Genomic DNA, 24,749 nt, shown 5'->3' on the forward strand with positions numbered 1-24,749 from the left:
TATAATACGGTGCGCTGCACCTCCTCACAAAAACCTAAAAGACTATAGAGATAAGGGGTACGCTGTACCTTTCATGCTTAGGGCAGTATCAAATGAGGAAGTTATTCTTCGCCAGACCCTAAGTTACATAAAATGATTAGCTAGAGACCTTAATTAAATAACCATCAGGTTACACCCTCGAACATCACTGGCGTCCAACCGCCCCAGTATTTCAAAACTGCCGTCGGGATATACCTTGCCCAAGTCTTCGGTAGCGATAAAACTGATGGTATCTAAATTAGCGAGATCAATGATATTTAGCACTCCCGTTCGTTGCTCGGATTGCAATTGAAGAGGGTCGGTAATTTCACGCGTAAGTACACGCATTGTCGGGGTGGGCAAAAACAAACCTGCTCCTTTGGAATACGCCTGAGAAAAAAGCTCTGTCATGCCATATTCCGAATGAATGCTCTCTTGATGAAAGGCTAGTTTCAACCGTTGGTGTAGTTCTGTTCTGGTAATTTCTTCCCGGCGGCCCTTCATGCCTCCTGTTTCCATGATGATCACATTGCCCAAATCAATTGCATTGGCTTCCGCTAAATCCAAAAGCGCGAAACTCACACCGAGTAAAAGTACTTTTGTAGCAGGCTGTTCTTGTTGAATGTTTTGTAAATGCTGGACCAACTCCTCCTGATTATAAAGATAAAAACCTCCGAGTGATGATTGGGATTGTTCGATAAAATCTTGCGCCATGAGAATCAGACTAGAACCTTGCCTTTCCAAATAGGAAGGTAAAAGTGCCAGTATCGCAAATTCTTTTAAATCACCATAAAAATATTCAAACCCTCGGCGTGCATTTTCAAGATACCATGCAGTGTCTCGTACTAAATGCTTACTGGTAGCACTACCTGTTGTACCACTGCTGGTAAACGTTTGTTGAACCGACCACTGGCCAGACTGTAGCTCATATTTTTTAAAAAGCTCGATAGGCAAGAAGGGAATGTCTTCTATCCGTTGAATTTCAGCTTGTTTTATTCCTAATAATTTCAGAAATTCCCAATAAACTGGGTTATTTTCGGCTTGATAGCGGAAAATATCCAATGTTAAAGCTGTAAAATGCTGATCTTTAACTGTCTTAATGCGTTCTAATAGCGAAGACCTCTGCATATCCTAATTTAGATTAGAAGCGCAAAGATACGCGCCACAATTATCAAAAACGAACAAATGAAAGCTCTGCCAATTAGTCTCTTTTGCCTCCTTTGTGGAATGTTAATTATTGCATGTGTCAATCCACCTGATTATCCGGACACGCCAGTTATTGAATATTTAAGCATCAACAAACCGCAAGTGCGCCAGGGCATTGCTTCACTGCCTAATGATACGTTGAGTATTGTTTTTTCTTTCACCGATGGGGATGGTGACTTAAGTATCCAAGACTCCACCGATGTTTTTCTTTATGACAGTCGCTTTCCTAGCATTGCTACTCAATACAAACTCCCTACCATTCCTGAAGATGGCACCGGCAATGGTATTCGTGGAGAAATCACCATTAATATCCAAAGTGCGAATACCGGTATTTGTTGTATAGAGAACGGATTCCCCTGCCCCAGTAATCCGCAAAATGCCATTGATACTTTCTCTTATGAGATTCAAATCCGGGACCGTGCTGGCAACCTGAGTAACCGAATTCGTACGGAAACGATTGATATTATTTGCCGATTATAGAAAACGACAAGCTATGAGCTATTGCAAAATTACCGGTTGGGCATTAGTATGCTGGGGTTTAATGTTCTCCTGTGCACAAGCTCCTAGCTATCCAATTACTCCCGTAATTGAGTATTTAGGCGTCAATAAACTGGCGGTACTGCAAGAGCCTTTAGGAAATGACACCTTGGAGATCTATTTTTCTTTTACGGATGGAGACGGAGATATTAGTCTGGAAGATTCTACCGATGTTTTTCTGTTCGATAGCCGGATACCGACCATCACTAACCAATACAAAATCCCAACAATCTCAGAAGAAGGCACCAGTAACGGTATCCGTGGTGAAATCACCATTCGTATTAAGAATGTAAACGGTGGTATTTGCTGTGTCGAGAATCAATTTCCTTGTTTTGGCACTCCCCTAAACCCTGTAGAGAACTTCTCCTATGAAATTCAAATCCGGGATCGCGCAGGAAATCTGAGTAATCGAATTAGTACAGAGACTATTCAGGTGATTTGTCAGTAAGTCTCATCAGCCCAATCAATCCCTTTACGCAAATATTCCTGCGTAAAAGCTTCTTTACTTCCGGGTTCCACTTGGTAATTGTATTCCCAACCTGCCAGGGGAGGCAAGCTCATGAGGATGCTTTCTGTGCGTCCGTCAGTTTCTAAACCAAACTTGGTGCCACGGTCCCAAACGAGGTTGAACTCTACGTAGCGGCCACGACGAATACGCTGCCAGTGGCTTTCGTTCTCGGTAAAGGTTTCCGCTTGATGACGTTTCATCAACTCGATATAAGTTGGTGCAAAAGTATCGCCGACATTTTGTACAAACTGCCACAGCTCCTCTTTTGACAATTCGGCATCAGATCCCAAGCGGTCAAAGAAGATGCCCCCTACCCCACGCGTTTCCTTTCGGTGCTTGAGATAAAAGTAATCGTCAGCCCAAGTTTTGAAACGAGGGTAATAACCTGGATGAGCATCATCACAAACGGCCTTTAGTTGCTGATGAAACCAGGTAGCGTCTTCCGGAACAACATAATGAGGCGTGAGGTCGATCCCACCACCAAACCACCAGCGGTCGTTATCCATCTCAAAATATCGGACATTCATGTGGATAATGGGCACTCGCGGGCTGCGTGGATGTAAAACAATAGACACACCTGTAGCAAAAAATGGGCCTCCTTCGCCCAGGTGCAAGGATTTAGCCGCAGCTGTAGACAACTCTCCATGCACAGCAGAGAAGTTAACGCCGCCTTTCTCAAGGTGTTTGCCATGAATCACGCGACTGCGTCCACCACCACCGCCAGGGCGTTCCCATTGATCTTCCAGAAACCTTCCTTCTCCGTCAGCTGCTTCCAAATCACTACAAATACAATCTTGTAAAGACTGAAACCAGTGGGCTATCTGTTCTTTGGTCATAAAACCTTACGCTTTTTATGCTTTCAATGCGGCCAATGCTCCTTCTACACTTTTCTTGCTACTTCCGGTAAAGACCTGATCACCAATAACGACTACGGGCCGCTTCAGGAAGGTATATTCATCAAGAATAAGCTGGCGGTAATCTGCTTCAGAGAGCTCCTTATCGCCCAAGCCCATCGAACGATACTTCATCGCTCGGCGACTAAAGAGGCCTTCGTAGCTGCCTACAACTTCTTTCAAGGCATCCAGCTGTTCGGCGGTTACATTGTTGGTTTTAATGTCTTGTAGTTCAAAGCCTTCTCCGTTGTTGAGTGCAGCAATCACTTTTTTACAAGTCGTACACGTTGAAAGATGATATATCTTTGGCATAATTATTTGTTCGTTAGCTTATTTGCAAAAGTAGTTTTTTTGCTACCGCTGTTTGTAAACTACAGGTCAGATTTAACAATAGTTCTTTTTTTACTACATTGGCCCAAGCCACCAAATAATACCAAATGAAAGATTTCCTCCCTCCCTCCGAATTGATCGTCAACCCTGATGGTAGTATTTATCACCTAAACCTGCGTCCTGAAGATGTCGGAGATTATATCATTACTGTCGGTGATCAAAACCGTGTTGCCAGGGTAAGTCAGCATTTTGATGAGGTTACGGTACGCAAGGAAAAGCGCGAGTTCGTTACCCACACCGGGCGCCTGGGCAATAAGCGAATCACTGTCATCTCTACTGGTATCGGCCCCGATAATATTGACATTGTTCTTAATGAATTGGACGCCTTGGTCAATATAGATTTTGAGGCACGAAAGGAGAAAGCGGTCAAAAAGAAGCTCGCTATCATTCGTATTGGCACCACCGGCGGGCTACAGCCTGAAAATGATGTTGATGACATCATCTGTTCCAGCGCTGCCATGGGTTTTGATAACCTCATGAGTTTCTATGAATGGCAACCATCTTCCGTAGAGCAGCAATTAGAGAAGGATTGGCACCAATTCCTGGAAAAACAACATTACAACTCCCCTATCCTACCCTATTTTGTAGAAGGGTCGCAAAAACTACTTGATCATATTGGAGCTGACTATGCGCAGGGCATCACCATTACAGCACCAGGTTTTTACGGGCCACAGGGAAGAACTTTACGGGCCACCACCAAGCTTTCACCAGCGATCTTTGACCACCTTCATGATTTCAGGTTTGGTAGTCAAAAAATCACTAACCTTGAAATGGAAACGTCGGCCCTTTATGGTTTAAGCCGAATTCTTGGTCATGACGCACTTTCGTGCAGTGTCATTTTAGCCAATCGCTCAAAAAATACGTTTAGTGCCAACCCTAAGGCTGCTGTTGACAACCTTATTACAGAGGTATTGAAGCGCATTGCAGAGCTTGAATAAAAATGTACCTTTGCGCGATGGAAAAATATGTGAAGCTTAAGCCAAAGAAAGCCGTTTTTGTTCGTCGCCAGCATCCGTGGGTTTTCTCCGGTGCTATTGGTGAACAGGCTGATGGCCTAGAAGATGGAGATCGAGTAAGTGTACTTGATCCTCAGGGCAATTGCCTGGCCACGGGCCACTACCAAGAAGGTAGTATTCGCGTACGCTTGCTTCACCGTGGAGCAGAGGCTCCTCCTGCCGACTTTTGGGAAACATCTTTGGCAAGAGCCTACGCGAGTAGACAAGTGATTCTTGGTGCACAAGCTGATCTTACCGACGCCTACCGCCTTGTTCACGGAGCCGGTGACCTGTTGCCTGGGCTTGTTATCGACATCTACAAAGACCTCGCTGTCGTACAATGTCATAGCATGGGTATGTATAGAGAGCGCCAGGATATTTCTGATGCTTTGCAAAAGGTGTTAGGTGATCAAATTTCTTCCATTTACCTGAGGGCCCGAAAAACATTGCCTCAACGTTTTCAAGAAGAGGCCATTGATGGTTTCCTTATGGGTAATTCAGCGGAAGCTACGGTTAAAGAGCTTGGGCATTCTTTCAAAATTAATGCTGCTACTGGTCAGAAAACAGGGTTCTTTCTCGATCAACGGGACAATCGCCAGCTTTTGGCTTATTATGCCAAAGACAAAACCGTGTTGAACACTTTCTGCTATACGGGAGGTTTCAGTATTTACGCGCTCAAGGCCGGGGCTACCCAGGTCGACAGTATAGATGTGTCTGCCAAAGCCATGTTGCTTACCGAAGAAAATGTCACGCTAAACGAACTCGCAGAAGACCGGCATAACGCGATTACAAGTGATGTTTTGCAGTTTTTGCGCAAGCAGGAAACACCTTATGATATTGTCGTGGTCGACCCACCTGCTTATGCCAAGAGTTTCAATAAACGACACCGTGCAGTGCAGGGCTATAAGCGCTTGAACACCGAAGCAATGCGCTTGGTAAAACCTGGTGGACTGTTGTTCACATTCTCTTGCTCGCAGGTAGTTGACCGCCAATTGTTTCAGGATACCATCGTTGCTGCTGGCCTAGAAGCAGGGCGTTCTGCCAGAGTACTGCATCAATTGACGCAAGCAGCAGATCACCCGGTAAATCTTTTCCATCCAGAAGGATCTTACCTCAAAGGCCTGGTCGTACAATTGGACTAGAGGACTGATTCAGAAGTGCTTTCGGCATGAAGTAAACGTACTTGGTTCGGGCAAAATTCCTTCCGGACTGCTGGCTGAATCTGTTGCGCACTATCGATATTAGCTAACCGTAGCTTGGGCTTCAGCCCGAGCGTGGATTTTACGCTCGGGCTGAAGCCCAAGTTACGGTTAGTACGAACATTTAGTGCCGAAGACACTAGTTACTTAATTGCTGATCTACTTTCTCGTACCGAGCTAGTAATCGCTGAAATTGTAACTGATCTTTTAGGTAATCATACGGTGCCATCGTATAATCGATATTCACAGGATTGAAGCCCAATGCGAGTCCTTTATCTAAATAATAGTAACAGCTATCGGGTTGTCCTTTGAAAAAGTAAGTTTCGGCTAAGGTGGTATAAGGATACCCCACCATGGTGTCTATCGCAATAACTTTGTTGATGAGCGCCATAGCAGAATCATGCTCCTCTTGGTAATTAAAAATCATGGCCACTCTATTTAATGAGCTCATTCTTTGGTAGCGTTTTATCTTTTTCCAATTTGCCTTGCGGTAAATACTGATGACATGATCATCATTATTGAGCATTTCTGCAAAGCCAATATTGGAGTTAATCGCTGCTTCATTACCAGGGTCTAAGTCGAAAGCATCCTTAAAAAAGTTAAGAGCTTTAGTCGTATCCTGCTCTGCAAATGCAGTAACACCTTTAATAAGATAAGAAAAAACATTTTCACCTGGTGTCGAATAATAGTCGTCCAGAATTTTGGTTGCTGTTTCAAAATCTCCTTCCTGAAATACCATTTCTGCCCAAGTAATCGCAGCCATACTCTGTGCTTCTGGATTATCACGTTCATGCTCCATAAGTGCAGTATAGAGGCTATCTACCTTTGTCAAGCCATGATAGGTATACAACATCCAAGCCAGATTATTTTGCCTTGTAATATTTCTCGGATCTAACTCAACTGACCTTCGAAGGGCTGATATAGCCAACTCTACACTATCTTGCTCCTGATAAATATAGGCCAAATTGATGTGTGGCAAGGTGAAATCAGGTTTAAGCTCAATTGCTTTCTTGTATTTTTCAATAGCACCATCAAGGTCATCTAATTCTCTAAGCATTGCTCCCCATCCCAAATACGCCCAGTGTGCTTCCGCGGGATTGGTTTGAAGAAGACGGCGTATTGTTTGGATTGCTTCGTCATAGCGGTCCTCCTGCCTAAGTACCAGCGCCAACCGATAAGGATCGGTGTGATAAAGAATACCTTCTGCTAAGTCTTTGAACAATAAGTCTAAGGCTTCCACCTCCTTACCAGGATCGGCAAAGCGCACACTCGTAATTTTGGGGTACCCCGTCATTCTGATTTGCGCTTCGTAGCGATTGTCAATCTTGGTTATTTCACCATGTAGTGTTTTGTTTTCTCGCCCTAGAGCCTCACGAATTTGGAAGGCCAAAGTGCGTAATGACAAACCTACACCTAATACGGAAAGGTCAATATCTTGTTGATTACTTTTTAGTTGAAGAGAATCCTCCTTAACGGAGCCAGCCTGTTCTTTTAATTCCTCTAGTTTTTCCTGAACTCTGACAGCCATTACCTGGCCGTTATACCCCTGATCTTCCAACTGTGTAGGAACACTAAATGCCTGGATAAAATAACCCTGATCTTTGAATAAGCGCAGGAAGAAAACAAGGAACAAAATGACTAATAATAAGGTGCCTAGTTTTAGTACAATGGAAACCAAGCCCTCAAGAAGCTTGGGGAACCATGCAAAACTAAGGAGGTACCTCCATTTTAATTGCTTTACAGATTGCCAGGATTTTGCAGAGATCGTTTGAGTTTTAGCAGCTGTTCCTTTCAGACTTACGCTTGCCCACCAAGCACGCATTCTTTTTAACATCAGAAAAGATTAAGGATGATTGCATCGAATATCAATAATACAGCTTTTGCACCAAGCCAACAAATGACTATTGTAATTTCTTGATGGCTGCAAGGATAGTAAACTCTAAGGCTTCCGTCTCTTCTTTGAATTCAGGAAAAGCTTGCTGCAGCGCATAAAAAGCAGGTACTGCGGCAGTAAGATCCCCCTTCTGTAAAATCTCTTCTACCTCTTCTTTGTGTGCTAAAAAGGTAGTGCGATCTAACAAAGCCTCTATTTCTGCATCATCAGCAAAATCATCGGCAAATGCTTTGACAACAGGGTCTACTTTTATATCACCATGCCGTAGGCGAGTGGCCAACTTAAGCCCTTCCAACTGTGTACACCTGCTCAGTGCTACATAGGTTTGACCGGCGGCAAAGGCACCATTCAGGTTGGCAAAAACCTGTTCAAAGGTCAGGCCCTGGCTTTTATGTACCGTAATAGCCCAAGCAAGTTTTAATGGAAATTGCTCATAGCTACCGGTTTCAATTTCATCGATCTCTCGTTCTTCCGCATTCCACTCGTAGCGAACTTTGGTCCATCGAACTGTTTCTACTACAATAGGATCATTAGTTTCGCCCCCCTGCAAAGAGCAGTCAACCGTAATCCGATCTTCTTCTAATTTGATGACTTTGCCAATCTTCCCATTGAAAAACCGGCGAGCTTCCCCAATATCATTTTTGACAAACATCACTTGTGCACCTACTTTTAGTACTAATTCAGGAGGTGTAGGCATGTCTGACGGTTTAAAATCTCCCGTAACCAGGCCAATATATGTGTGGGCCGGAGTGTCAAGCGCTTTCAGTTCCCGCTTATTACGGCGATCAACATCCCGGTTGGTTACGCCCAAATAGATATAACCAGCTTGGGTGTAATTAAAATCGGCGGGGACCCAATGCTTGTTTAAAAGTGCTAAATCTGCTGAGCTTTGCTCTCCTGAACGTATCCTGTTTAGTACGCGTACAAAAGATAAATCTCGTTGGCGATACACTTTTTGAAGCTCTAGTAGTTTTGGCTGGGCGGCCTTCCATGCCAATGCGCTAAAAAAGTAAGAACTCTCATAATGATGCCTCAAAAGCTCCCATTGATCATCAGGAGTAACTGGTGGCAACTGAAAAGGATCACCTATAAAAAGCACTTGTTTGCCGCCAAATGGCAAATAGCGATCACCACCATAAGTACGAAGTAAACGGTCGATAACATCCAACAAATCGCAGCGCACCATGCTTACTTCATCAATGACCAATAGCTCCAATTCTTTAAAAAGCTTCCTCTTCTGTTGCGACATTTTAAAATGGGAACGAATGGAGACTCCCGGGCGATCAGGCTCAGCGCGTGATCGCAAACGGGGGTCATTCGCGGGATAGACGCTGGGAGGGATATGAAAAAGAGAATGAATGGTCATGCCGCCAGCATTGACGGCAGCTACACCGGTAGGAGCAACAATGGCCATCTTCTTTTTTACATACTTGCGGATATAACGGAGGAAGGTGGTCTTACCTGTTCCGGCTTTACCGGTAAGGAAGACATTGAAATTAGTCGCTTCTATCAGAAAGAGTGCCGCTTTAAAGGCTTTGTTTTTAGGGTCAATCAACATCCTACTTTTTGTTCATTGTTTCCTAAAATTAAAACTTTAATTCGGATATACCGCAAAAGTTAGTAGAAAGATGTGGGGCGCTTCGTGTTTTTGTAAAGGGTAGAGACGCTAATTGGATTGCAAAAAAGCGTCAGCATCCTTTCGCCAAGCCTCAACCAGTAGGATTACTTTACTGTAATTTTCCATTCCTTCGGCTATGCCTTGCGCCTTGAGGTAAGAATCATAAGCGGCATCTCTAAACTTGGGCATAATATCAGGGTAAGCGGCGTTATTTTCATTAATCGCTTCGAGATCGGCGACCAGTCCTTTGTCTAGCGTAGCTCGGAATTGCGAATAGCTTTCGGGATCAACCCTACGCCACCCTGATGCTAAACGTCGCCAATACCCAAGACGGATCGCGTATTTCAAGGCAGGATCCGTTATCCGAAAGGCTGTCAGGTAAGCCCAAAAACTGCAACTGCCTTCATCACCGAAACCATAGCCATGTGCCATTTCGTGTGCCATCGTATAAGGCTGCTGTAACGCCAATAATCCTCCATCAATATGTCCTTCTCCTGTCCAGGGAAGGTAGAGGCCAGCTGAACTAAAACGCAGAAAAAGCCCCTTGGGGTAAACAAGGCGCCCCCGAACACTGCCAATGACGGGGTAATTATAATAAGTAAGCACCTGCTCTAGACTTTCCCTTAGTAAATCTTCCCTGTTCTCGGGAAAATGACCTGTGCTTAATGCCATCGTATCCGCACCAGGTATTTGCCTGCGAAGTTCGACGAGTGCCGCTGCTTCCACGGTTACTTGTGCTTGCATATCAGACCGAGAAGGCGTGCTTAATTCAAAACCTAATTTGTTTTCGACGGAAACCCTTCCATAGTTGAAGCCCCACAAAAGCAGAAAAGTAAACACAAGCCAACCGCTAAAGCCCAACAGACCGAGAAGAGCCGACCATAGCCGCTGTATGCCTTTGAGTTTTCGCCACCGGATAATCGCTCTGATAAACCTTAGCAAGAGAACAAAGAACAAAAGGTAGAGCACCGCAAAAGGAAACCAGGAAGTAATCATGGTATCCCAGAACATCCGGAAGAGTGAGAAAAAGCCTCGCGAATAATATTGCTCTACCCACTCGGGGCTGGCTACGGCCCGAATAACCAAAGCCAAGGCTGCTAAAACTATCCCCCAGCGGACAAAACCCTTACGATGCATGATAAAAAATTGAATTAGTAGAAATAGAAATGCTTAGTATTGCGCAGAAAATAAATTGCGATTTTTCTAAGTTTCTCAAATAGTTAAAACGCTTTAAATGAATCGCTTATTCAACTATTATAAAAAACAAAATCGCTTTTTATTTTCGTGCTGTTCCTTATCTTTGAACCTCTGGAACTAATAAAGCGTTTCCAAAGTAGATTTTATTTCTGAAGATGTCTGCGCTTAGTGGCTTAATTGCCAAAATTCTAATGACTTCCTCAGCGAACATAATATTTTCACGTAAAAATAAAGCATCCAAAATGGCTTTTGAATTCACTGATAACAATTTCCAAGATACGGCACTTGCCGAAGGTAAAGTTTCTGTCGTTGACTTTTGGGCAGAATGGTGTGGCCCTTGCCGCATGATTGGCCCAATCATTGAAGACCTTGCAAACGACTACGGCGAGAAGGTACTCGTTGGCAAAGTAGATGTTGACTCCAACCCTAATATTTCTATGGAATATGGCGTGCGTAGTATTCCTACCATCCTGATTATCAAAGACGGAGAAGTAGTAGACAAGCACGTTGGTGTGACCACTAAGCAAGCATTGGCGGATAAAATCAATAAGTATCTTTAATTTAATCTAAATTTTAGATACTTTAAAGCCCTCGTTTGCAACCCAGACGAGGGCTTTCTACGTTAAGTAGCAAATAACCCAATGTATGTTCGAATTAGACAATAAGGCAGTACGGGAGATGAGCAACCTTGAGTTGCTGGCTCGGCAAGTAGTTGAAGGATTTATTATTGGGCTCCACAAAAGTCCTTTTCATGGTTTTTCCGTAGAGTTTGCCGAACACCGTATTTATAATCCTGGTGAGTCCACCCGTAGCATTGACTGGAAAGTTTACGGCAGAACCGAGAAGCTGTTCACCAAGCGCTACGAAGAAGAGACCAACTTGCGCTGCCAGATCATTATTGATGCGTCTAGCTCTATGTATTTTCCAGAGGTTAGTGCTACGAGCGAGGCGGGGATCAACAAGTTGCGCTTTTCAGCCCTGGCCGCCGCCGCTTTGATGAACCTCTTAATGCGTCAAAGAGATGCCTTTGGGTTGAGCTTGTTTAGTGATGAAGTAAACACACACACCCACGTAAAGTCAAGTACTACCCACTATAGGCTAATGCTCACTCATCTGCATCAGCTCATCAATGAGCCCAAGGTTCATCAAACGACCAATGCAGCCGATGCTTTACATCAAATTGCAGACAGTATTCACCGCAGGTCGCTGGTGATCATCTTCAGTGATATGTTTGAATCTGGCGAGGATGCAGAGCACCTCTTTTCCGCCCTTCAACACTTGAAGTACAATAAGCACGAGGTGGTCTTGTTCCATACCGTTGATAAAAAACAAGAAATTGATTTTGAATTCGAAAACCGCCCCTACGAATTTGAAGACCTGGAAACTGGCGAGAAAATAAAACTCCAACCCAACCAGGTCAAGGACTTTTACACCAAACAGGTAGGCGATTTTGTGGAAGCGCTCAAGCAAAAATGTCTCCAGTACCGTATTGATTTTGTGGAAGCGGATATTAACAAGGGCTTCAAACCTATCCTGCAGCAGTACTTGGTCAAGCGTTCCAAAATGAGGATTTAGCGCTTAGCTGGACTTTCGGCATTTTGTCGAAAGTCGTAAAGGGATGCGCGGCGATAGCATCGCCACTTTGAGTAGAGCGTAGAGGGACTTTACCTTCGGTGATCGTCCCTGCAGTCCTCGGAGTTGATAACGCTGGTAGAAACGGCTTGTAAATTTTCCAACATCGGCTTTTTTTAATCGAAGTTGAGAATTAATTCCTGATCGTTCACTATCCCTCTACCTTTTACCTTGAGGGCGCGAAGCAGCCCGCATCTTTCTACGGGCTTTTGCCGAAAGGCCAGCTTACTTATAGTTATTGATAAAAAAACACAGTTATGGGAAAAATAAAGATTGCCGATCTACCGACCAGAGCGCCTAAGGAGCTGGATAAAAGCGAAGCACGAAAAATCGTCAAGCAGCGCCGCAAGCGTATTGCCGAACTCCATCAACTACTCATTGCCGAGGGCAAACACAGTGTGTTGATTATCCTGCAAGGTATGGATGGTAGTGGCAAGGATGGAGGTACCCGAAATGTCTTTGGCGAATGCGCACCCTACGGTTTACGTACCCACAGTTTCAAGAAGCCTACCGAAGAAGAATTTGCCCACGACTTTTTATGGCGCGTACACAAGCAAGCTCCCAGAAAAGGGGAATTGGTGATTTTTAATCGCTCGCATTACGAAGATGTACTTATCCAACGGGTACACAAGTGGATTACGGAAGAACAGGTTGAAAAGCGGATGGCAGCTATCAATATGTTTGAAGATTTACTTCAATTTGATAACAATACCGTAATCCTCAAGTTTTTCCTCAACATCTCTCAAGAACAGCAGGTGATTGAACTGCAGGAGCGTATTGATGACCCGGAGAAACACTGGAAACACAATGCCGGCGACTGGCAAGAACGCAAACACTGGGACGAGTACATGCGCTGCTATGAAGACGTACTCAACAATAGCACTACCCCCTGGCACATTGTGCCTGTGGACCAACGCTGGTACAGGGATTATGTGATGACCGAAATTGTCCAGGAAGCGCTAGAAGGCTTGAATATGCAATATCCCCCATTGAAGGAGGTTTAATTACACCTTTCCCTGATTATTGACCAAAAAACAGCATAACTCAACGATGCTCAAGAAAGTAAGAATAGACAAGTGGTTGTGGAGTATCCGTATTTTCAAAACCAGAACACTCGCTACGGCAGCTGTCCGTAACGGGCGGGTAAAGATTGGTGAAAAAACCGTCAAAGCTAGCTATTTGGTGCAACGTGATGAGATCGTTAATGTGAATAGAAATGGCTTTAACCTGGTTTTTAAAGTCGTTGATCTTATTCAGAAACGGGTGGGTGCGCCCATAGCTCAAGAATGCTATATCGACTTGACCCCTCCCGAAGAGCTCACAAAGTACGATGCCTGGTTCGTTGGCAAGCGAGGAGTAGAATCTCGCGAAAAAGGCACTGGTCGCCCTACCAAGAAAGAACGCAGAGAAATTGATGGCTTCAAAGGAATGCGGTTATATGACTTTGATATGGACGATGACGACGATAACGACGACGAAGATTAATCTCATACTATGACCATTCGAGAACAAGCCGTAATCATTGAGCAAATAAATAAGTGGGAATACTGGGTAAAAACAGATGATGGAAGCATTAAAAAACTCAGAATCTCAGGAAAGCAGGCTATCTATCACCGAAATCTGCCTGTAGGGCTAAAACTGACTATTGTTAACAATCCTTACAGTACCGAAGAAGTGAGGATGGCAGATTCTAATCGTTTTTAGTTCTTTCTTTATCATGGGCCTCCCTGCGGGCGCTACGTTCCACAGCTCGCTCATCGCTCGGTCCTCCGGTCTGTCCGCTGCCGCGGCCACTGTTCCACATCGCTAGGCCGGTCTAGTAAATCCTCTTCTCAAAATATTCCGATCACTTAGGGGGTATAAATCAAAGAGCCAAGTGAGTCCTCTTTTTTATCGATTCCTCCAGCAAGACGTATTTGTTGTTGCTATTGCTAAAGTTGATTAAATTTGCGGCGCGATTTACAAAAAAACCAATCACCATGAAGTATTTCTTACCGCTTGCAATAGTAACTATGCTGTTTTTCACCCAGTGCAATAGCGACGCTCCTGCTACCGAAGCCACTACAACAACAGCGCAAACAGATACCACTGCTGTCACTGAGCCCGCAAAGCAGGTAACACAAATTGATGAAAGCGCCATCAGCCCTTCAGAAATTCTAAAAAACAACGAGGCTGCATACTTGGCCCTCCGCAAGAGAGTCACTTCTAACCTTGATACCATCAATAATAGAATTGACAGAACTTTCGCCAATCGCACAATGAGAGAAGGACTTAAAAAAGGTTTCCAGGAAATCGTGACGTATGACAACATCTACGATATCGCAAAGACCTCTGAGACCATTGATGCTGAAACCGTAGAGCAATTCATGAAAGGGCTCGATTCTCAGCTTGTTAAGTTGGGAGTACAGTAAGGAGAAAGAGTAACTTAATAGAAAAAGCCGTGAAAATCACGGCTTTTTCTATTCTACTATGCGTGGGTTGCCCGTGGCGGGTAGTTTAGATTAATTCCCAAACTTATCTTGTAGTCGTTCTGGGTTTTGTTTAGTATGAACAATGTCAACAACTAAGACTTCTATTTCATCTTCATCTATCGTAAAGATGATTCGATATGACCATTTTAAGATACGTCGATAAAGGATTTGATCATTTTGGATTTCTCGAGCAATACCATGTTTTTGAGGTATTTTCACAAGACTTTCGATTTCATCTAAAATGCCATCTCTTACACTATCAGCAATCGCAGTAGATTCGTTTTCTTTTAACCAGCTATGTATTTCCTGTAAAGCTTCCTTTGCTTCATCACTGACACTAACTTTGTAGCTTACCATTGAGTAGCTTCTTTCCGTAAGTCTTCAATACTTGTTTTTTGACCAGCTTTCATTGACTCAACTCGTTTAGCATATTCTTCTATTGCAAAGTCAGCCATAACAGGGCTTCCATCAAGCCTATACCCTACAATATTATCTTGCTTTGTACGGTAAGCAGTAAATATCTGGTATATTCCTTGGAGGAAATTTTCATCAGCCTCCTCTATAAATCCATGTAGTTCTGTGCGAAGTTTTACAGCACTCATAAGCATTTGTTTTACGATTATAAATATAACGCTTTAGATTAAAAAATAGGTTCACTTCAAAGGATGATATTTCACAATAGCCGACTTTAGTTCATCCAGCCTTTGCTTTGATACTGCTCTGTGCTACCTGCCAGGCGGTGGCCGGCGAACACCTGCACCACCGCAGATCATGCCCCGCCTTGAGTAAATTGGCGATTACACTTTGCTGGATACCTTGCGGTTGGAAGTGCTGACCTACGGTGTTTTGCCGGAGCATTCGATTGATATAGCCACATAGGGGTCAACTGCCGCCGACTAAAAGTCGGGATCGCCTCACTTTTGATCGTCAACAGTTTGAGGCCGTGCCATCACTGTGTTTCGGCAGGCAGGCAACAAAAAAGCCCGTCAGATAAACTGACAGGCTTTTTTATTGCAATAAATTAAGAACCTTCCTCCGATCACGCAATGCCGGTAAAACCGCCACTGCACCCACTGGGCACTATACGTCCATGCTGTACACGGCGTCTAGCTAGCCAGTGGGCGACACGGACTATCAACACTAATGCAAACTGAGTTTTGCTTACGCTGAGACGCAGTCGTTCAGCCTATGCCGAACGAAGGTTACAAACTCTTTGCAACTGGTAAAATCGGGACTTCTAGGGTATCTCGACTCTCAAATATAATCTTGAGATAAAAACTACTGAAAAACCCTTCTATATTCTCTTGCTTGACTAAATCGCAAACGGGCTTAAAGCTGAACATGTAATCAGCATACCTAGGCCAATTTTTCAAGTTCAAATCAGCCTTAATACTATCAAGACTTACGCCACTGTTGTGATAATCTACCTCTAGCCGATCAGCAGCATAACCTAATTTGACTAGGGTATCAGGCAATGGATTTAGAAACGAACCATCACAATCAAGAACAGAGTATTGATAAACGTTATGTACGGGTTCAAAACAATTGGTAATATTTATTTCATCTTCTCCGAAGACCCTCCAAAAACTGATGTCATTTATAACATTAGCACATCCATCAATACCTAGCTCTGGTACACTTAAAAGAATAGAATTATTATCAAGGAGTTCATAACCTCTTTCAAATCTGATTCTGACAATTGGTAAATTGAGTGACTCATATAAGCAATATCTCAGCAACAAGGGATTTGTATCCTTGTCTAGCGTTGTAAATGTAGTTGTCAAAGCTCTTTTGATGTAATACCTATTTGAGTCTAGATCACAATTGCACATTGTAAAGGAAATCAGTAGTAGACTTATTGTCAAACCCTGAGCATTGCTAAGTCTTATCATTGTCTTGCTATCTTATATGTTGCGAAAATTGACTTGGCTATTTGCTGAGCCGATAATGTTACTTGTTCTGGCCGTCCCCAAGTCCAATAATCGATTGTATATGTACCGTTCGTATTTTGTTGGGCACCTCTAAATGCAACATAGTGGTTGGGGGCAGTTATGCCTGTTTGCTTTCCGTAATACCACACTCCAACATCAATGAGTAAGCCAACATCCCCTTGCGTAGACAGATGGGTATTCCACTCGCTGACAGATCTAGTAACTTGCGATTCAATGCTTCTACTTGAAACAAATGGGCTATAATTACTTCTAACATTTAATCCAAACTCAGTTAAGCGATTCGTAACTTCTGTTGGATAAGTGAAACCATCTAGCCCATTAAAAATAAATTGATCCCTATTGCCTAAGTTATCGTAGCGTCCTGGAATATACTGATTGACTAAGTTACCTTTGATAGTGGAGGTTAAATCAGCTTGTTTACTCAATCTATCAGCTTGTCCTTTGGAGCCATTCATCGATTTTCTCAACTCTCCTTGAACTTGCTCTAACTCTTCGAGATGTTTTGTATTAGTGATTCCCTTGAGAGTACCCTCTACGGCTTCTCCAAGTACACCAGCACCAACACCTATACCCGTATCAATCATGACTTGAGAAGCAGATTTTTTACTTCCCTCTGTAGCCTATAACATCTATATCTCCATCCAATTGTACATCAACACTTGCTTTTACCACTTCTGTAGCAGCTCCTACAAATAGTCTTCGATACACACTAGCTCCTGCCGTGGCAGCCCCTTCCCCAGCAGCAAGTAATATAGATAGTTTATATGTAGGCTATCCAATCTGTCAGGCCACAGCCGTGACGGGTTTTTAAAAAAACGGAAGGCTCCTTGTAGTCCTCAGACCAGCAGGATGTTGCATGTTAGTCTGGGGACTAACAGGAGCGGTGGGCCCCTTCAGGAAGAACAATTGAAAGCCCCGTCACGCCTATTCACCAGCAGTTGCAATTTAAAATCCTAACAATCAAATTAGAATTGTAATTTACCTTGTAGAGGTAGATTTCAAATGACAAAAAGACAACAAAGACCAACAACAAAAAAATAATATAGATTCTTCATTTTCTTCTGTTCGGCGTCGGTTGCACCTACGCCACTGCCTCCGTTTTGCAAATCACAGCTGGTATTGTTGATGTAACACTCCCCCCTACTTAAAGCTATCCGCAACAATCAACTCTTTGGTACCATGGCCGTAGGTATAGAAACCTTCGCCGGATTTAATGCCTTTCTTGCCTGCCATCACCATATTGACCAGCAAGGGACAAGGAGCATACTTTGGGTTACCAAAACCATCATGGAGTACCCGTAAGATGGATAGGCAAACATCAAGTCCGATGAAATCGGCCAGGTGAAGCGGGCCCATAGGGTGTGCCATTCCCAGCTTCATAACGGTATCGATCTCCTCCACGCCGGCAACGCCTTCGAAGAGGGTGTAGATGGCCTCGTTAATCATCGGCATCAGAATACGGTTAGCCACGAAGCCGGGATAATCATTCACCTCTACGGGCGCTTTGCCCAGCTGCTTTGACAAGGCCATGATCTTTGTCGTCACTTCATCAGAAGTGGCGTATCCACGAATCACTTCCACCAATTTCATAATCGGCACCGGATTCATGAAGTGCATCCCGATAACCTGGGTGGGGCGCTCCGTCACGGCAGCAATCTTGGTAATGGAAATCGACGAGGTATTCGTAGCCAGAATGGCTGAGGCAGGCGCCGCGGCATCCAGTTGCTGGAATATCTTCAGTTTCAGATCAACGTTTTCAGTCGCAGCTTCCACGACGAGGTCAGCATTACTAACACCTGCACTCATATCTGTCGCGGTGGTTAGGCGCTCCAGCGTGGCAGCTTTGTCAGCTTCCGTAATTCGCTCTTTGGTTACCAGTCGATCCAGGTTACGGTTGATCGTCGCCAGGGCTTTCTCCAAAGCGGCAGCGGAGATATCAATCAATGTAACAGTGAAGCCACTTTGCGCAAAAACGTGGGCGATGCCATTGCCCATAGTGCCGGCACCGATTACTGCAATGTTTTTCATTTAGTATATAATTTGGTCAGAATTGACGCGAAAATAGTAAATAAAGCAGGCCTTTCCTACCTTTGTATTGCGCAGAAAATAAACTGCGATTTTTTCTCAGTTTTTCAAATAGTAGAAACGCTTGAAATGAAGCGCTTATTCAACTATTATGAAAAACAAAATCGCTTTTTATTTTCGTGCTGTTCTTTTGTATACAAAGACTGGTATCATTATACAAAACAAGGTTTTCACCGTTTTCAAATCCCTGCCTGTTGCAAGCTAATTACAATTTAAAATCCCTCAATACCTTTGGCATAGCAGCTATTGCTGCTCAATATGTAGCGATTCATCACCCGGATGAGCTATCGCAGTTGCTCCCACAGCTCCAATCCAACTCCCCTTGTCTAATTCTGGGAGGTGGTAGTAACCTTTTACTTCCTGATTATTACCCAGGACTAGTGCTCCACAATTGCATCAAATTTATCAAAGTTGTTGAAGAAAGAGAGAATGAAGTTATTGTCCGTGCAGGCGGTGGCGTCAATTGGCATGAATTTGTATTGTGGACTTTGCAACAAGGTTTTGGTGGCCTGGAAAACATGGCACTGATTCCAGGTACGGTGGGCGCTGCTCCGGTACAAAACATCGGAGCTTATGGCCGTGAGCTAAAAGATGTTTTTCTAAGGCTTGAAGCACTGGAACTGAGTACAGGAAAAACGCGTACCTTTTCAAACGAGGACTGCCAGTTTGGCTATCGCGATAGCTTCTTCAAACAGCCTGAAAACCGTAACGGCTTCCTCATTACCAGCGTCAGTTTTTTATTAACCAAGCAAAAACACCAGCTCTATACTCATTATGGTGCTATTCAGGAACAACTTGAGCACAAACAAATTAAACAGCCCTCTCCCCAAGATGTAGCCGCCGCTGTCATTGAAATCCGTCGCTCGAAATTACCCGATTGGCGTATCTACGGCAATGCCGGGAGCTTTTTCAAGAATCCTGTGATTAGCGAAGCTCATTTCAAGCAGCTACAAACCCAATTTCCAAGTATCCCCTCCTACCCTGCTGGTACATCTCAGGTCAAAGTCCCTGCTGGCTGGTTGATTGACCAATGCGGCTGGAAAGGCCAACGCCAGGGAGCCGTAGGCTGCTACAAGCATCAGGCACTGGTAATTGTCAATCATGGTGGTGCAACTGCTGCGGAAATCCTAGCATTTAGTACCTTAATCATGAAAGATGTCCAAGAAAAATACGGGATTGAACTGGAGCGAGAAGTGAATGCGATTTCAACAACGCTTACCCCTTAACTTGACCTTTTCGCAGGCAAAAGTCAGTAGAAGGACACAGAGCGCTTCGCGCATATAATTAAAAAAGATGTGACCATTTCACTAAATTTAGTCTCTTTAATGTCTACCTCAGCAAATACGCTAGATTTCTAATTCTTATGGAGCAGTCACAGGAACCAACGACAATGAAAAAGTTCGGCACCTTTGGAGGTGTCTTCACCCCTACTTTGCTCACCATTTTGGGCGTAATCATGTATTTGCGTTTGGGCTGGGTTGTAGGAAACGCCGGTTTATTAGGTGCTTGGTTAATCATCCTGATTTCCTTCGGAATTACACTATGTACAGCATTGTCTATGTCTTCTATCGTAACCAATATAAAGATTGGAGCGGGAGGAGCTTATGCAATCATTTCTCAATCACTAGGCTTAGAAGTAGGTGGTAGTTTAGGAATACCGAGGTATATTTCTCAAGGTTTGGCAGTGACCATGTATATTTTTGGCTTCAGAGAAGGATGGCTGTCTATTTTTCCCGATCACAATGCCTTCGTGATAGACTTATTGGTTTTTGTTGTGCTCTATGCCATAGCTTACAAAAGTGCAGACTTGGCGATCAAAACCCAATACCTTATCATGGGTATTATTTTCGCTTCTTTAATATCCATTGTTTTCGCTTCTTATTATGGCTCTATGCAAATTAGCAGTGAAGAAGCCATCCGTTGGGGGACGTTCAGAGGTTCTCCTGAAAACAATTTTGGAGGAGCAGACTTTTGGACGGTTTTTGCCGTTTTCTTTCCCGCTGCGACAGGTATTATGGCGGGCGCAAATATGTCTGGTGAACTAAAAGACCCCCGAAATAGCATTCCATCAGGAACGCTTTGGGCTATTGGAGTGACCTTCGTAATTTATATGTTTCTAGCTTTTTGGATTGGCCGCTCGGCTACCGAATCCGAGTTGATTTCCAATTACAATATCATTATTGAGCGGGCGTTTTGGTCGCCTATTGTTGTTGCGGGCATTTTAGGAGCAACGTTCTCCTCTGCATTAGCTTCCATAATTGGTTCGTCCAGAATTTTATTTGCGATGGGACAGCATCGGGTATTACCGAAAGGAGAATGGTTGGCTTTTCAAGATTCTATCGGTCAGCCAAGAAACGCAATGATTGTAACAGGAGTGATGATCTTTCTTACGATGTTGCTTCGAGATTTGAATGCCATTGCACCATTGGTAACCATGTTTTTCCTGATCACCTACGCGATGCTTAACGTGGTGGTTATTATTGAGCAAAAATTAGGACTAATTAGCTTCCGTCCTCAGTTTAAAGTTAACTGGATCATCCCTTGGGTTGGCCTAATTAGCAGTGTGTTGGCAATGTTTATCATCAACCCTGTTATCAGTTTAGTTTCGTGGTCCTTGGTTTTTGTGGTCTACAGTATACTTAGCCGAAATGATCTGGAAACACCTTTTGAGGATGTTCGAAGTGGTTTGTTTTCCTCATTTGCTGAATGGGCTGCCAAGCATACCGCTGGGCAAAATCAAAAACAAGAGCGGTCTTGGAAGCCCAACCTACTTGTGCCGGTAACAAACGCTTCCACTGTTTATGGCTCCTTTACCCTGATCAAGGATATTGCTTACCCTAAAGGATCGGCAGCCTTAATGGGCGTTGTTTCAGAAGCAGAAAGCGAAGGATTGAAAAAAGACCTCTTCCCCATTACCGAAGCATTCCAAAAGGACAATGTCTTTTCTTCATGGGCCATCATGCGAACCGATAATTTTTCAGAAGGTGTCAATTTTGGAAACCAGGCATTAAACGGAGCCTTTTTCAAACCCAATATCATTTTCCTGAATGCCTTGGAAAAAAAAGAATCTTTAGCACAGTATCCACAGATTGTAGAAGAAGCCAAACGACTAGAATTGGGTGTTTTACTCTACGTCCCACATCCATTGGCAATTTTAGGGCAGCAACAAAAAATTCATATTTGGATCAGGTCTAAAGCACCACATTGGAGCATCAACGATGACATTGGCAACCTCGACCTATCTATGCTTATAGCCTATAAACTGAAGCAAAACTGGAACGCTACAGTGAAATTGATTACCGTTATTGATAAGGAAGAAGATAGGCCAGCCGCTTTGGCATTCCTACAGGAATTGATTGAATTATCACGCTTGCCGATGTATCAACCAATGGTAAAATGCGGCGTATTTGAAAAGGAAGTTGCCAAGGCCGACCATGCTGATCTCAATATCTTTGGCATCTTAGAAGAATTTGATTTGGAAGAGCATAAAAAACTGATGCGCAAAGCTAAAAGTAGCTGCTTATTTGTGCTGGATTCTGGTAGTGAAAATGTATTGGCTTAAAATTGAAAGTGTGTACCCTAATTTAGCTTGGCTAAAGCCAAGCAGAGGAATGTAAATTTATTACTGAACCATTCCTACATACACTAAAAGCTAAAAAAATGGACTCAGACGCTAAAAAAGAAGGTTTCTTCAAAAGACATACTTGGTTTAAATGGTTCCTAATTCTCTCCGCTACAGCAGTCACAGCGTACTACTCTGTGTATTTCTTCCCTGAAAATTTCGAAAAATCTTCGGCTTTCACCCAGTATAAGGAGTTAAAAGACACGCTGGTGCTTACTATGCCCGATACTATAATTGATCAGAGCGATTCCGTTATCACTACTATAGACACGCTTGTCGCAACAGACTCAATAGCTTCAGCAACAGCCATCGACTCTGTTGACAATGAATACCCCATCCTTGACAGTACTACAACAGTATCCGTTATTGATGAAAGCTATAAATTTGGATCGGAGGATGCTACTGCGGAAGAGCAATCAGCAGCAAATGGTTTATTTGACAAACAGGGTAATTCTGCTAAATCAGAACCTGCTACCAATATGTTTAGCGAGTTGTTGTTTGCCGCCAATACTTCAGACACTTCTTATACTGCTCATCAACGTTTCCTTGCCAATAAAATGGTCTCTTTAGAAACCACCTTGAAAATATTGGCCACCATAGGAAAAGACATCCTACTAAACGGAAACTCAGACGGGGCCAAAGAAATTTTTGCTAGCATTGTAAAAGAAGAGGGAATCATAGGGATTCTTGTCGCGGATAGAAAAGGACTAGTGGTATATAGTTCTAATAACAAGTTCATTGATGGAAATATCAAAAATATATTCCCGAATATGACTTCAACCACTCCTGTGCTTGGACAGCGTATTACTAACGATCAGCTGGTGTCCAGCTTGGCTATTTACCATACCTATGGCCAAATTGGTAATATTATTCTAATCACGAAGTAACCTCAAGATTTCCTTACCTAATAACCACTTCTTTTAAATACTCCTCCCCTAGCTCCTCATTTAATAAGCGGCAAATCTTCTCCGTACCCATACTTAATTCCTGCTTGAGCGCGGCGGAGCGAATCGTTACGTAAAGAATTTGGCGGCTGATCCGCAAATCGGTAGTGTATTGAGTAATCGAAGGGCCCATCAATTCAGGCCAAAGCTGCTTGATACGGGTTTGCTGGTAGCGGCCTTTAAGCTTGTAGTAATCTAGCATTGCTTTGATAGCCGCTTTCAGATCTGTTTGGTTATGGTCACTCATAAATTAAAGGTAGGCTATTTCATTGGCCTCTCCGTCCTTTATTTCGAAGAGTTTTGGTGCTGTTCTTTGGTGCTGTTCCAGCACGGCTCGTATCCGATGTTCATCCGTATCGGAGAGGAAGATTTGCCCAAAGTCCTCTGCGAGAATATAAGCCAGGAGTTGTTCTACGCGCTGTGGGTCGAGTTTATCAAAAATATCATCCAGGAGCAAGATCGGCGAAAGCTGGCGTTCGGCCTGCAAAAAGCGGTACTGCGCCAGTTTTAAGGCTAACACAAAAGACTTTAGCTGCCCCTGGCTTCCCAATCTTTTCAGGGGATGGCCACCTAGTTTAAAAACCAATTCGTCTCGATGAATACCTTGGGTGGTTCGCTCCAGGATGCGATCTTTTTCGCGGCATTCCAGTAAGATTTCCTTGAGTGATCTTTCCTCTAAATGAGAACGATATCTCAGGCTAACCGCCTCTTGTCCGCCGCAAATAGCTCCGTGAGCATGTTGAAATGGAGGAATAAACGCCTCCACAAAAGCCATCCTTCGTTCATAAATATACTGTGCTGGTGTGGAAAGTTGCTCATCATAAACAGCAAGCAAGTCTTCAGGAAGGGAGTGACCAGATCGTTGTTTTAAAAGCGCATTCCTTTGTTTCAACACCTTATTGTATTGAATAAGATGCCCTAGATAAACAGTATCCAACTGCGACAAGGTATTATCAAGAAACCTGCGGCGTTCTTCACTTCCTTCATGGANAAGTTGCGTATCATCAGGCACAACAATGACTACAGGAAAACGCCCAACGTGATCTATCAACCGATCATAACGCTTACCATTTAGCTCTAATTCCTTGCGTTTGCGGGGCGCTACTTTTACAACGATCTGATCCTTTTTTTCTTCTTGCAAAAAGATTCCGACAAGGCGAAAAAAATCCTGCTCGTGCTGTACAATGTACTGATCGCGGGTAGCAAAATAGCTTTTACCCATACAGAGGTAATAAATGGCATCCAACAGATTGGTTTTACCCATCCCGTTCTGGCCAACAAAACCATTTAGCCGAGGGCTAAATTCCAATAGTTGATCGGAATAATTCTTAAACTGTACCAGGTGGATGCGACTCAGCTGCAAAGATTATTGATTGCGTGAGTGCCAAAGATAAGCGCTTGTTGGGATAATTCATTTGCCAGAAAACAAAACATGAGTCATCCCGAATTTTGATTGTCATCAAAATCCGTGCTGACCAACCGCAAAACCTATAGTTAAAGAAGAAACCCCACGATTTCTATTAGTGAAATCATGGGGTTTTCTACAAAAAGTCAGATAAATCACTCTTTTCAGCTATTATAATGACTC

General features: G+C 43.5%; 26 protein-coding genes. 13 read left to right on the plus strand and 13 right to left on the minus strand.

The genetic code is table 11. The features are described 5' to 3' along the window. Window positions 1–153: 153 nt before the first annotated feature. A complete protein-coding gene (locus tag A3EU_RS0108740; RefSeq protein ID WP_020535766.1) occupies window positions 154–1,146 on the minus strand; it encodes a long-chain-fatty-acid--protein ligase in 993 nt (330 codons plus the stop codon). Window positions 1,147–1,203: 57 nt separating this feature from the next. On the opposite strand from A3EU_RS0108740, the gene A3EU_RS29865 reads away from it, so the two are divergent. Then, window positions 1,204–1,704 carry a hypothetical protein gene (locus tag A3EU_RS29865; RefSeq protein WP_020535767.1) on the plus strand — a complete coding sequence of 167 codons (501 nt, stop codon included), beginning with the start codon at window positions 1,204–1,206 and terminating at the stop codon, window positions 1,702–1,704. A gap of 13 nt (window positions 1,705–1,717) precedes the next feature. Beyond that, window positions 1,718–2,209, plus strand: coding sequence for a hypothetical protein (locus A3EU_RS0108750; RefSeq protein WP_026211300.1), 492 nt, complete (start codon window positions 1,718–1,720; stop codon window positions 2,207–2,209). On the opposite strand, the gene hemF is transcribed toward A3EU_RS0108750, so the two are convergent. Further along, on the minus strand, window positions 2,203–3,105 hold the full coding sequence (gene hemF / locus A3EU_RS0108755) for an oxygen-dependent coproporphyrinogen oxidase (RefSeq protein ID WP_020535769.1): 903 nt from the start codon (window positions 3,103–3,105) through the stop codon (window positions 2,203–2,205). The genes A3EU_RS0108750 and hemF overlap by 7 nt on opposite strands. A 15-nt stretch (window positions 3,106–3,120) precedes the next feature. Beyond that, window positions 3,121–3,474 carry an arsenate reductase family protein gene (locus tag A3EU_RS0108760; RefSeq protein ID WP_026211301.1) on the minus strand — a complete coding sequence of 118 codons (354 nt, stop codon included), beginning with the start codon at window positions 3,472–3,474 and terminating at the stop codon, window positions 3,121–3,123. A gap of 125 nt (window positions 3,475–3,599) precedes the next feature. Here A3EU_RS0108760 and A3EU_RS0108765 point away from each other — a divergent pair, with 125 nt between their 5' ends. Both A3EU_RS0108765 and A3EU_RS0108770 read left to right on the plus strand, forming a co-directional pair. Beyond that, window positions 3,600–4,490, plus strand: coding sequence for a nucleoside phosphorylase (locus A3EU_RS0108765; protein WP_020535771.1), 891 nt, complete (start codon window positions 3,600–3,602; stop codon window positions 4,488–4,490). 17 nt (window positions 4,491–4,507) lie between these two features. Then, a complete protein-coding gene (locus A3EU_RS0108770; RefSeq protein ID WP_020535772.1) occupies window positions 4,508–5,689 on the plus strand; it encodes a class I SAM-dependent rRNA methyltransferase in 1,182 nt (393 codons plus the stop codon). Between the two features lie 196 nt (window positions 5,690–5,885). Here the strand turns inward: A3EU_RS0108770 and A3EU_RS0108775 are convergent, their stop codons facing one another. From A3EU_RS0108775 to A3EU_RS0108785, 3 genes are all read right to left on the minus strand, one after another. Next, window positions 5,886–7,568 carry a tetratricopeptide repeat protein gene (locus tag A3EU_RS0108775; RefSeq protein ID WP_020535773.1) on the minus strand — a complete coding sequence of 561 codons (1,683 nt, stop codon included), beginning with the start codon at window positions 7,566–7,568 and terminating at the stop codon, window positions 5,886–5,888. Window positions 7,569–7,647: 79 nt separating this feature from the next. Then, window positions 7,648–9,198, minus strand: coding sequence for an ATP-dependent DNA helicase (locus A3EU_RS29870; RefSeq protein WP_020535774.1), 1,551 nt, complete (start codon window positions 9,196–9,198; stop codon window positions 7,648–7,650). A 108-nt stretch (window positions 9,199–9,306) separates the two neighbouring features. Continuing rightward, a complete protein-coding gene (locus A3EU_RS0108785) occupies window positions 9,307–10,395 on the minus strand; it encodes a DUF3810 family protein (protein ID WP_020535775.1) in 1,089 nt (362 codons plus the stop codon). A 302-nt stretch (window positions 10,396–10,697) separates the two neighbouring features. On the opposite strand from A3EU_RS0108785, the gene trxA reads away from it, so the two are divergent. The 6 genes from trxA (at window position 10,698) to A3EU_RS0108815 (ending at window position 14,498) form a co-directional block, all read left to right on the plus strand. After that, entirely contained in the window at window positions 10,698–11,015 is a 318-nt protein-coding gene (gene trxA / locus A3EU_RS0108790; protein ID WP_020535776.1) for a thioredoxin, read from the plus strand. Between the two features lie 85 nt (window positions 11,016–11,100). After that, window positions 11,101–12,030: a DUF58 domain-containing protein gene (locus A3EU_RS0108795; RefSeq protein WP_020535777.1), complete on the plus strand. Its 930-nt coding sequence runs from the start codon at window positions 11,101–11,103 to the stop codon at window positions 12,028–12,030. 314 nt (window positions 12,031–12,344) lie between these two features. Next, entirely contained in the window at window positions 12,345–13,091 is a 747-nt protein-coding gene (locus A3EU_RS0108800) for a PPK2 family polyphosphate kinase (protein WP_020535778.1), read from the plus strand. A gap of 46 nt (window positions 13,092–13,137) precedes the next feature. Next, on the plus strand, window positions 13,138–13,572 hold the full coding sequence (locus tag A3EU_RS0108805; RefSeq protein WP_020535779.1) for an RNA-binding S4 domain-containing protein: 435 nt from the start codon (window positions 13,138–13,140) through the stop codon (window positions 13,570–13,572). Between the two features lie 9 nt (window positions 13,573–13,581). Then, complete coding sequence (locus A3EU_RS0108810) at window positions 13,582–13,791, plus strand: hypothetical protein (RefSeq protein ID WP_020535780.1); 210 nt, start codon at window positions 13,582–13,584, stop codon at window positions 13,789–13,791. 275 nt (window positions 13,792–14,066) lie between these two features. Then, window positions 14,067–14,498: a hypothetical protein gene (locus tag A3EU_RS0108815; protein WP_020535781.1), complete on the plus strand. Its 432-nt coding sequence runs from the start codon at window positions 14,067–14,069 to the stop codon at window positions 14,496–14,498. 90 nt (window positions 14,499–14,588) lie between these two features. On the opposite strand, the gene A3EU_RS0108820 is transcribed toward A3EU_RS0108815, so the two are convergent. From A3EU_RS0108820 to A3EU_RS0108840, 5 genes are all read right to left on the minus strand, one after another. Further along, entirely contained in the window at window positions 14,589–14,915 is a 327-nt protein-coding gene (locus A3EU_RS0108820) for a type II toxin-antitoxin system RelE/ParE family toxin (protein WP_020535782.1), read from the minus strand. Then, entirely contained in the window at window positions 14,909–15,160 is a 252-nt protein-coding gene (locus A3EU_RS0108825; protein WP_020535783.1) for a hypothetical protein, read from the minus strand. Before A3EU_RS0108825 ends, A3EU_RS0108820 begins: the two co-directional genes overlap by 7 nt. A gap of 600 nt (window positions 15,161–15,760) precedes the next feature. Beyond that, window positions 15,761–16,342, minus strand: coding sequence for a hypothetical protein (locus tag A3EU_RS0108830; protein WP_156825708.1), 582 nt, complete (start codon window positions 16,340–16,342; stop codon window positions 15,761–15,763). 104 nt (window positions 16,343–16,446) lie between these two features. Beyond that, window positions 16,447–17,094 (minus strand): hypothetical protein, encoded by a 648-nt coding sequence (locus A3EU_RS0108835; protein WP_020535785.1) that lies wholly within the window; start codon window positions 17,092–17,094, stop codon window positions 16,447–16,449. A gap of 556 nt (window positions 17,095–17,650) precedes the next feature. Then, complete coding sequence (locus tag A3EU_RS0108840) at window positions 17,651–18,538, minus strand: 3-hydroxybutyryl-CoA dehydrogenase (protein WP_020535786.1); 888 nt, start codon at window positions 18,536–18,538, stop codon at window positions 17,651–17,653. Between the two features lie 251 nt (window positions 18,539–18,789). Between A3EU_RS0108840 and murB the strand changes: the two genes are divergently transcribed. The 3 genes from murB to A3EU_RS0108855 all read left to right on the plus strand — a co-directional run bounded on the left by murB (window position 18,790) and on the right by A3EU_RS0108855 (window position 23,104). After that, complete coding sequence (murB, locus tag A3EU_RS0108845; RefSeq protein WP_020535788.1) at window positions 18,790–19,821, plus strand: UDP-N-acetylmuramate dehydrogenase; 1,032 nt, start codon at window positions 18,790–18,792, stop codon at window positions 19,819–19,821. Window positions 19,822–19,985: 164 nt separating this feature from the next. Next, a complete protein-coding gene (locus tag A3EU_RS0108850; protein WP_156825709.1) occupies window positions 19,986–22,157 on the plus strand; it encodes an amino acid permease in 2,172 nt (723 codons plus the stop codon). Window positions 22,158–22,255: 98 nt separating this feature from the next. Next, entirely contained in the window at window positions 22,256–23,104 is an 849-nt protein-coding gene (locus A3EU_RS0108855; RefSeq protein ID WP_020535790.1) for a hypothetical protein, read from the plus strand. 13 nt (window positions 23,105–23,117) lie between these two features. On the opposite strand, the gene A3EU_RS0108860 is transcribed toward A3EU_RS0108855, so the two are convergent. Together A3EU_RS0108860 and recF are read right to left on the minus strand one after the other, a co-directional pair. After that, a complete protein-coding gene (locus tag A3EU_RS0108860) occupies window positions 23,118–23,408 on the minus strand; it encodes a DciA family protein (protein WP_020535791.1) in 291 nt (96 codons plus the stop codon). 3 nt (window positions 23,409–23,411) lie between these two features. Continuing rightward, window positions 23,412–24,524 carry a DNA replication/repair protein RecF gene (gene recF, locus A3EU_RS0108865; protein WP_020535792.1) on the minus strand — a complete coding sequence of 371 codons (1,113 nt, stop codon included), beginning with the start codon at window positions 24,522–24,524 and terminating at the stop codon, window positions 23,412–23,414. Window positions 24,525–24,749 lie beyond the last annotated feature (225 nt).

The sequence above is a fragment of the Lewinella cohaerens DSM 23179 genome (assembly GCF_000379805.1).
Classification (GTDB): domain Bacteria; phylum Bacteroidota; class Bacteroidia; order Chitinophagales; family Saprospiraceae; genus Lewinella; species Lewinella cohaerens.

What these genes read in the sequence shown, in the direction of transcription:
- A3EU_RS0108740 (WP_020535766.1), bottom strand. Translation starts at nt 1,146, where the DNA reads ATGCAGAGGTCTTCGCTATTAGAACGCATTAAGACAGTTAAAGATCAG.
- A3EU_RS29865 (WP_020535767.1), top strand. Translation starts at nt 1,204, where the DNA reads ATGAAAGCTCTGCCAATTAGTCTCTTTTGCCTCCTTTGTGGAATGTTA.
- A3EU_RS0108750 (WP_026211300.1), top strand. Translation starts at nt 1,718, where the DNA reads ATGAGCTATTGCAAAATTACCGGTTGGGCATTAGTATGCTGGGGTTTA.
- hemF (WP_020535769.1), bottom strand. Translation starts at nt 3,105, where the DNA reads ATGACCAAAGAACAGATAGCCCACTGGTTTCAGTCTTTACAAGATTGT.
- A3EU_RS0108760 (WP_026211301.1), bottom strand. Translation starts at nt 3,474, where the DNA reads ATGCCAAAGATATATCATCTTTCAACGTGTACGACTTGTAAAAAAGTG.
- A3EU_RS0108765 (WP_020535771.1), top strand. Translation starts at nt 3,600, where the DNA reads ATGAAAGATTTCCTCCCTCCCTCCGAATTGATCGTCAACCCTGATGGT.
- A3EU_RS0108770 (WP_020535772.1), top strand. Translation starts at nt 4,508, where the DNA reads ATGGAAAAATATGTGAAGCTTAAGCCAAAGAAAGCCGTTTTTGTTCGT.
- A3EU_RS0108775 (WP_020535773.1), bottom strand. Translation starts at nt 7,568, where the DNA reads ATGCGTGCTTGGTGGGCAAGCGTAAGTCTGAAAGGAACAGCTGCTAAA.
- A3EU_RS29870 (WP_020535774.1), bottom strand. Translation starts at nt 9,198, where the DNA reads ATGTTGATTGACCCTAAAAACAAAGCCTTTAAAGCGGCACTCTTTCTG.
- A3EU_RS0108785 (WP_020535775.1), bottom strand. Translation starts at nt 10,395, where the DNA reads ATGCATCGTAAGGGTTTTGTCCGCTGGGGGATAGTTTTAGCAGCCTTG.
- trxA (WP_020535776.1), top strand. Translation starts at nt 10,698, where the DNA reads ATGGCTTTTGAATTCACTGATAACAATTTCCAAGATACGGCACTTGCC.
- A3EU_RS0108795 (WP_020535777.1), top strand. Translation starts at nt 11,101, where the DNA reads ATGTTCGAATTAGACAATAAGGCAGTACGGGAGATGAGCAACCTTGAG.
- A3EU_RS0108800 (WP_020535778.1), top strand. Translation starts at nt 12,345, where the DNA reads ATGGGAAAAATAAAGATTGCCGATCTACCGACCAGAGCGCCTAAGGAG.
- A3EU_RS0108805 (WP_020535779.1), top strand. Translation starts at nt 13,138, where the DNA reads ATGCTCAAGAAAGTAAGAATAGACAAGTGGTTGTGGAGTATCCGTATT.
- A3EU_RS0108810 (WP_020535780.1), top strand. Translation starts at nt 13,582, where the DNA reads ATGACCATTCGAGAACAAGCCGTAATCATTGAGCAAATAAATAAGTGG.
- A3EU_RS0108815 (WP_020535781.1), top strand. Translation starts at nt 14,067, where the DNA reads ATGAAGTATTTCTTACCGCTTGCAATAGTAACTATGCTGTTTTTCACC.
- A3EU_RS0108820 (WP_020535782.1), bottom strand. Translation starts at nt 14,915, where the DNA reads ATGGTAAGCTACAAAGTTAGTGTCAGTGATGAAGCAAAGGAAGCTTTA.
- A3EU_RS0108825 (WP_020535783.1), bottom strand. Translation starts at nt 15,160, where the DNA reads ATGAGTGCTGTAAAACTTCGCACAGAACTACATGGATTTATAGAGGAG.
- A3EU_RS0108835 (WP_020535785.1), bottom strand. Translation starts at nt 17,094, where the DNA reads ATGATTGATACGGGTATAGGTGTTGGTGCTGGTGTACTTGGAGAAGCC.
- A3EU_RS0108840 (WP_020535786.1), bottom strand. Translation starts at nt 18,538, where the DNA reads ATGAAAAACATTGCAGTAATCGGTGCCGGCACTATGGGCAATGGCATC.
- A3EU_RS0108850 (WP_156825709.1), top strand. Translation starts at nt 19,986, where the DNA reads ATGAAAAAGTTCGGCACCTTTGGAGGTGTCTTCACCCCTACTTTGCTC.
- A3EU_RS0108855 (WP_020535790.1), top strand. Translation starts at nt 22,256, where the DNA reads ATGGACTCAGACGCTAAAAAAGAAGGTTTCTTCAAAAGACATACTTGG.
- A3EU_RS0108860 (WP_020535791.1), bottom strand. Translation starts at nt 23,408, where the DNA reads ATGAGTGACCATAACCAAACAGATCTGAAAGCGGCTATCAAAGCAATG.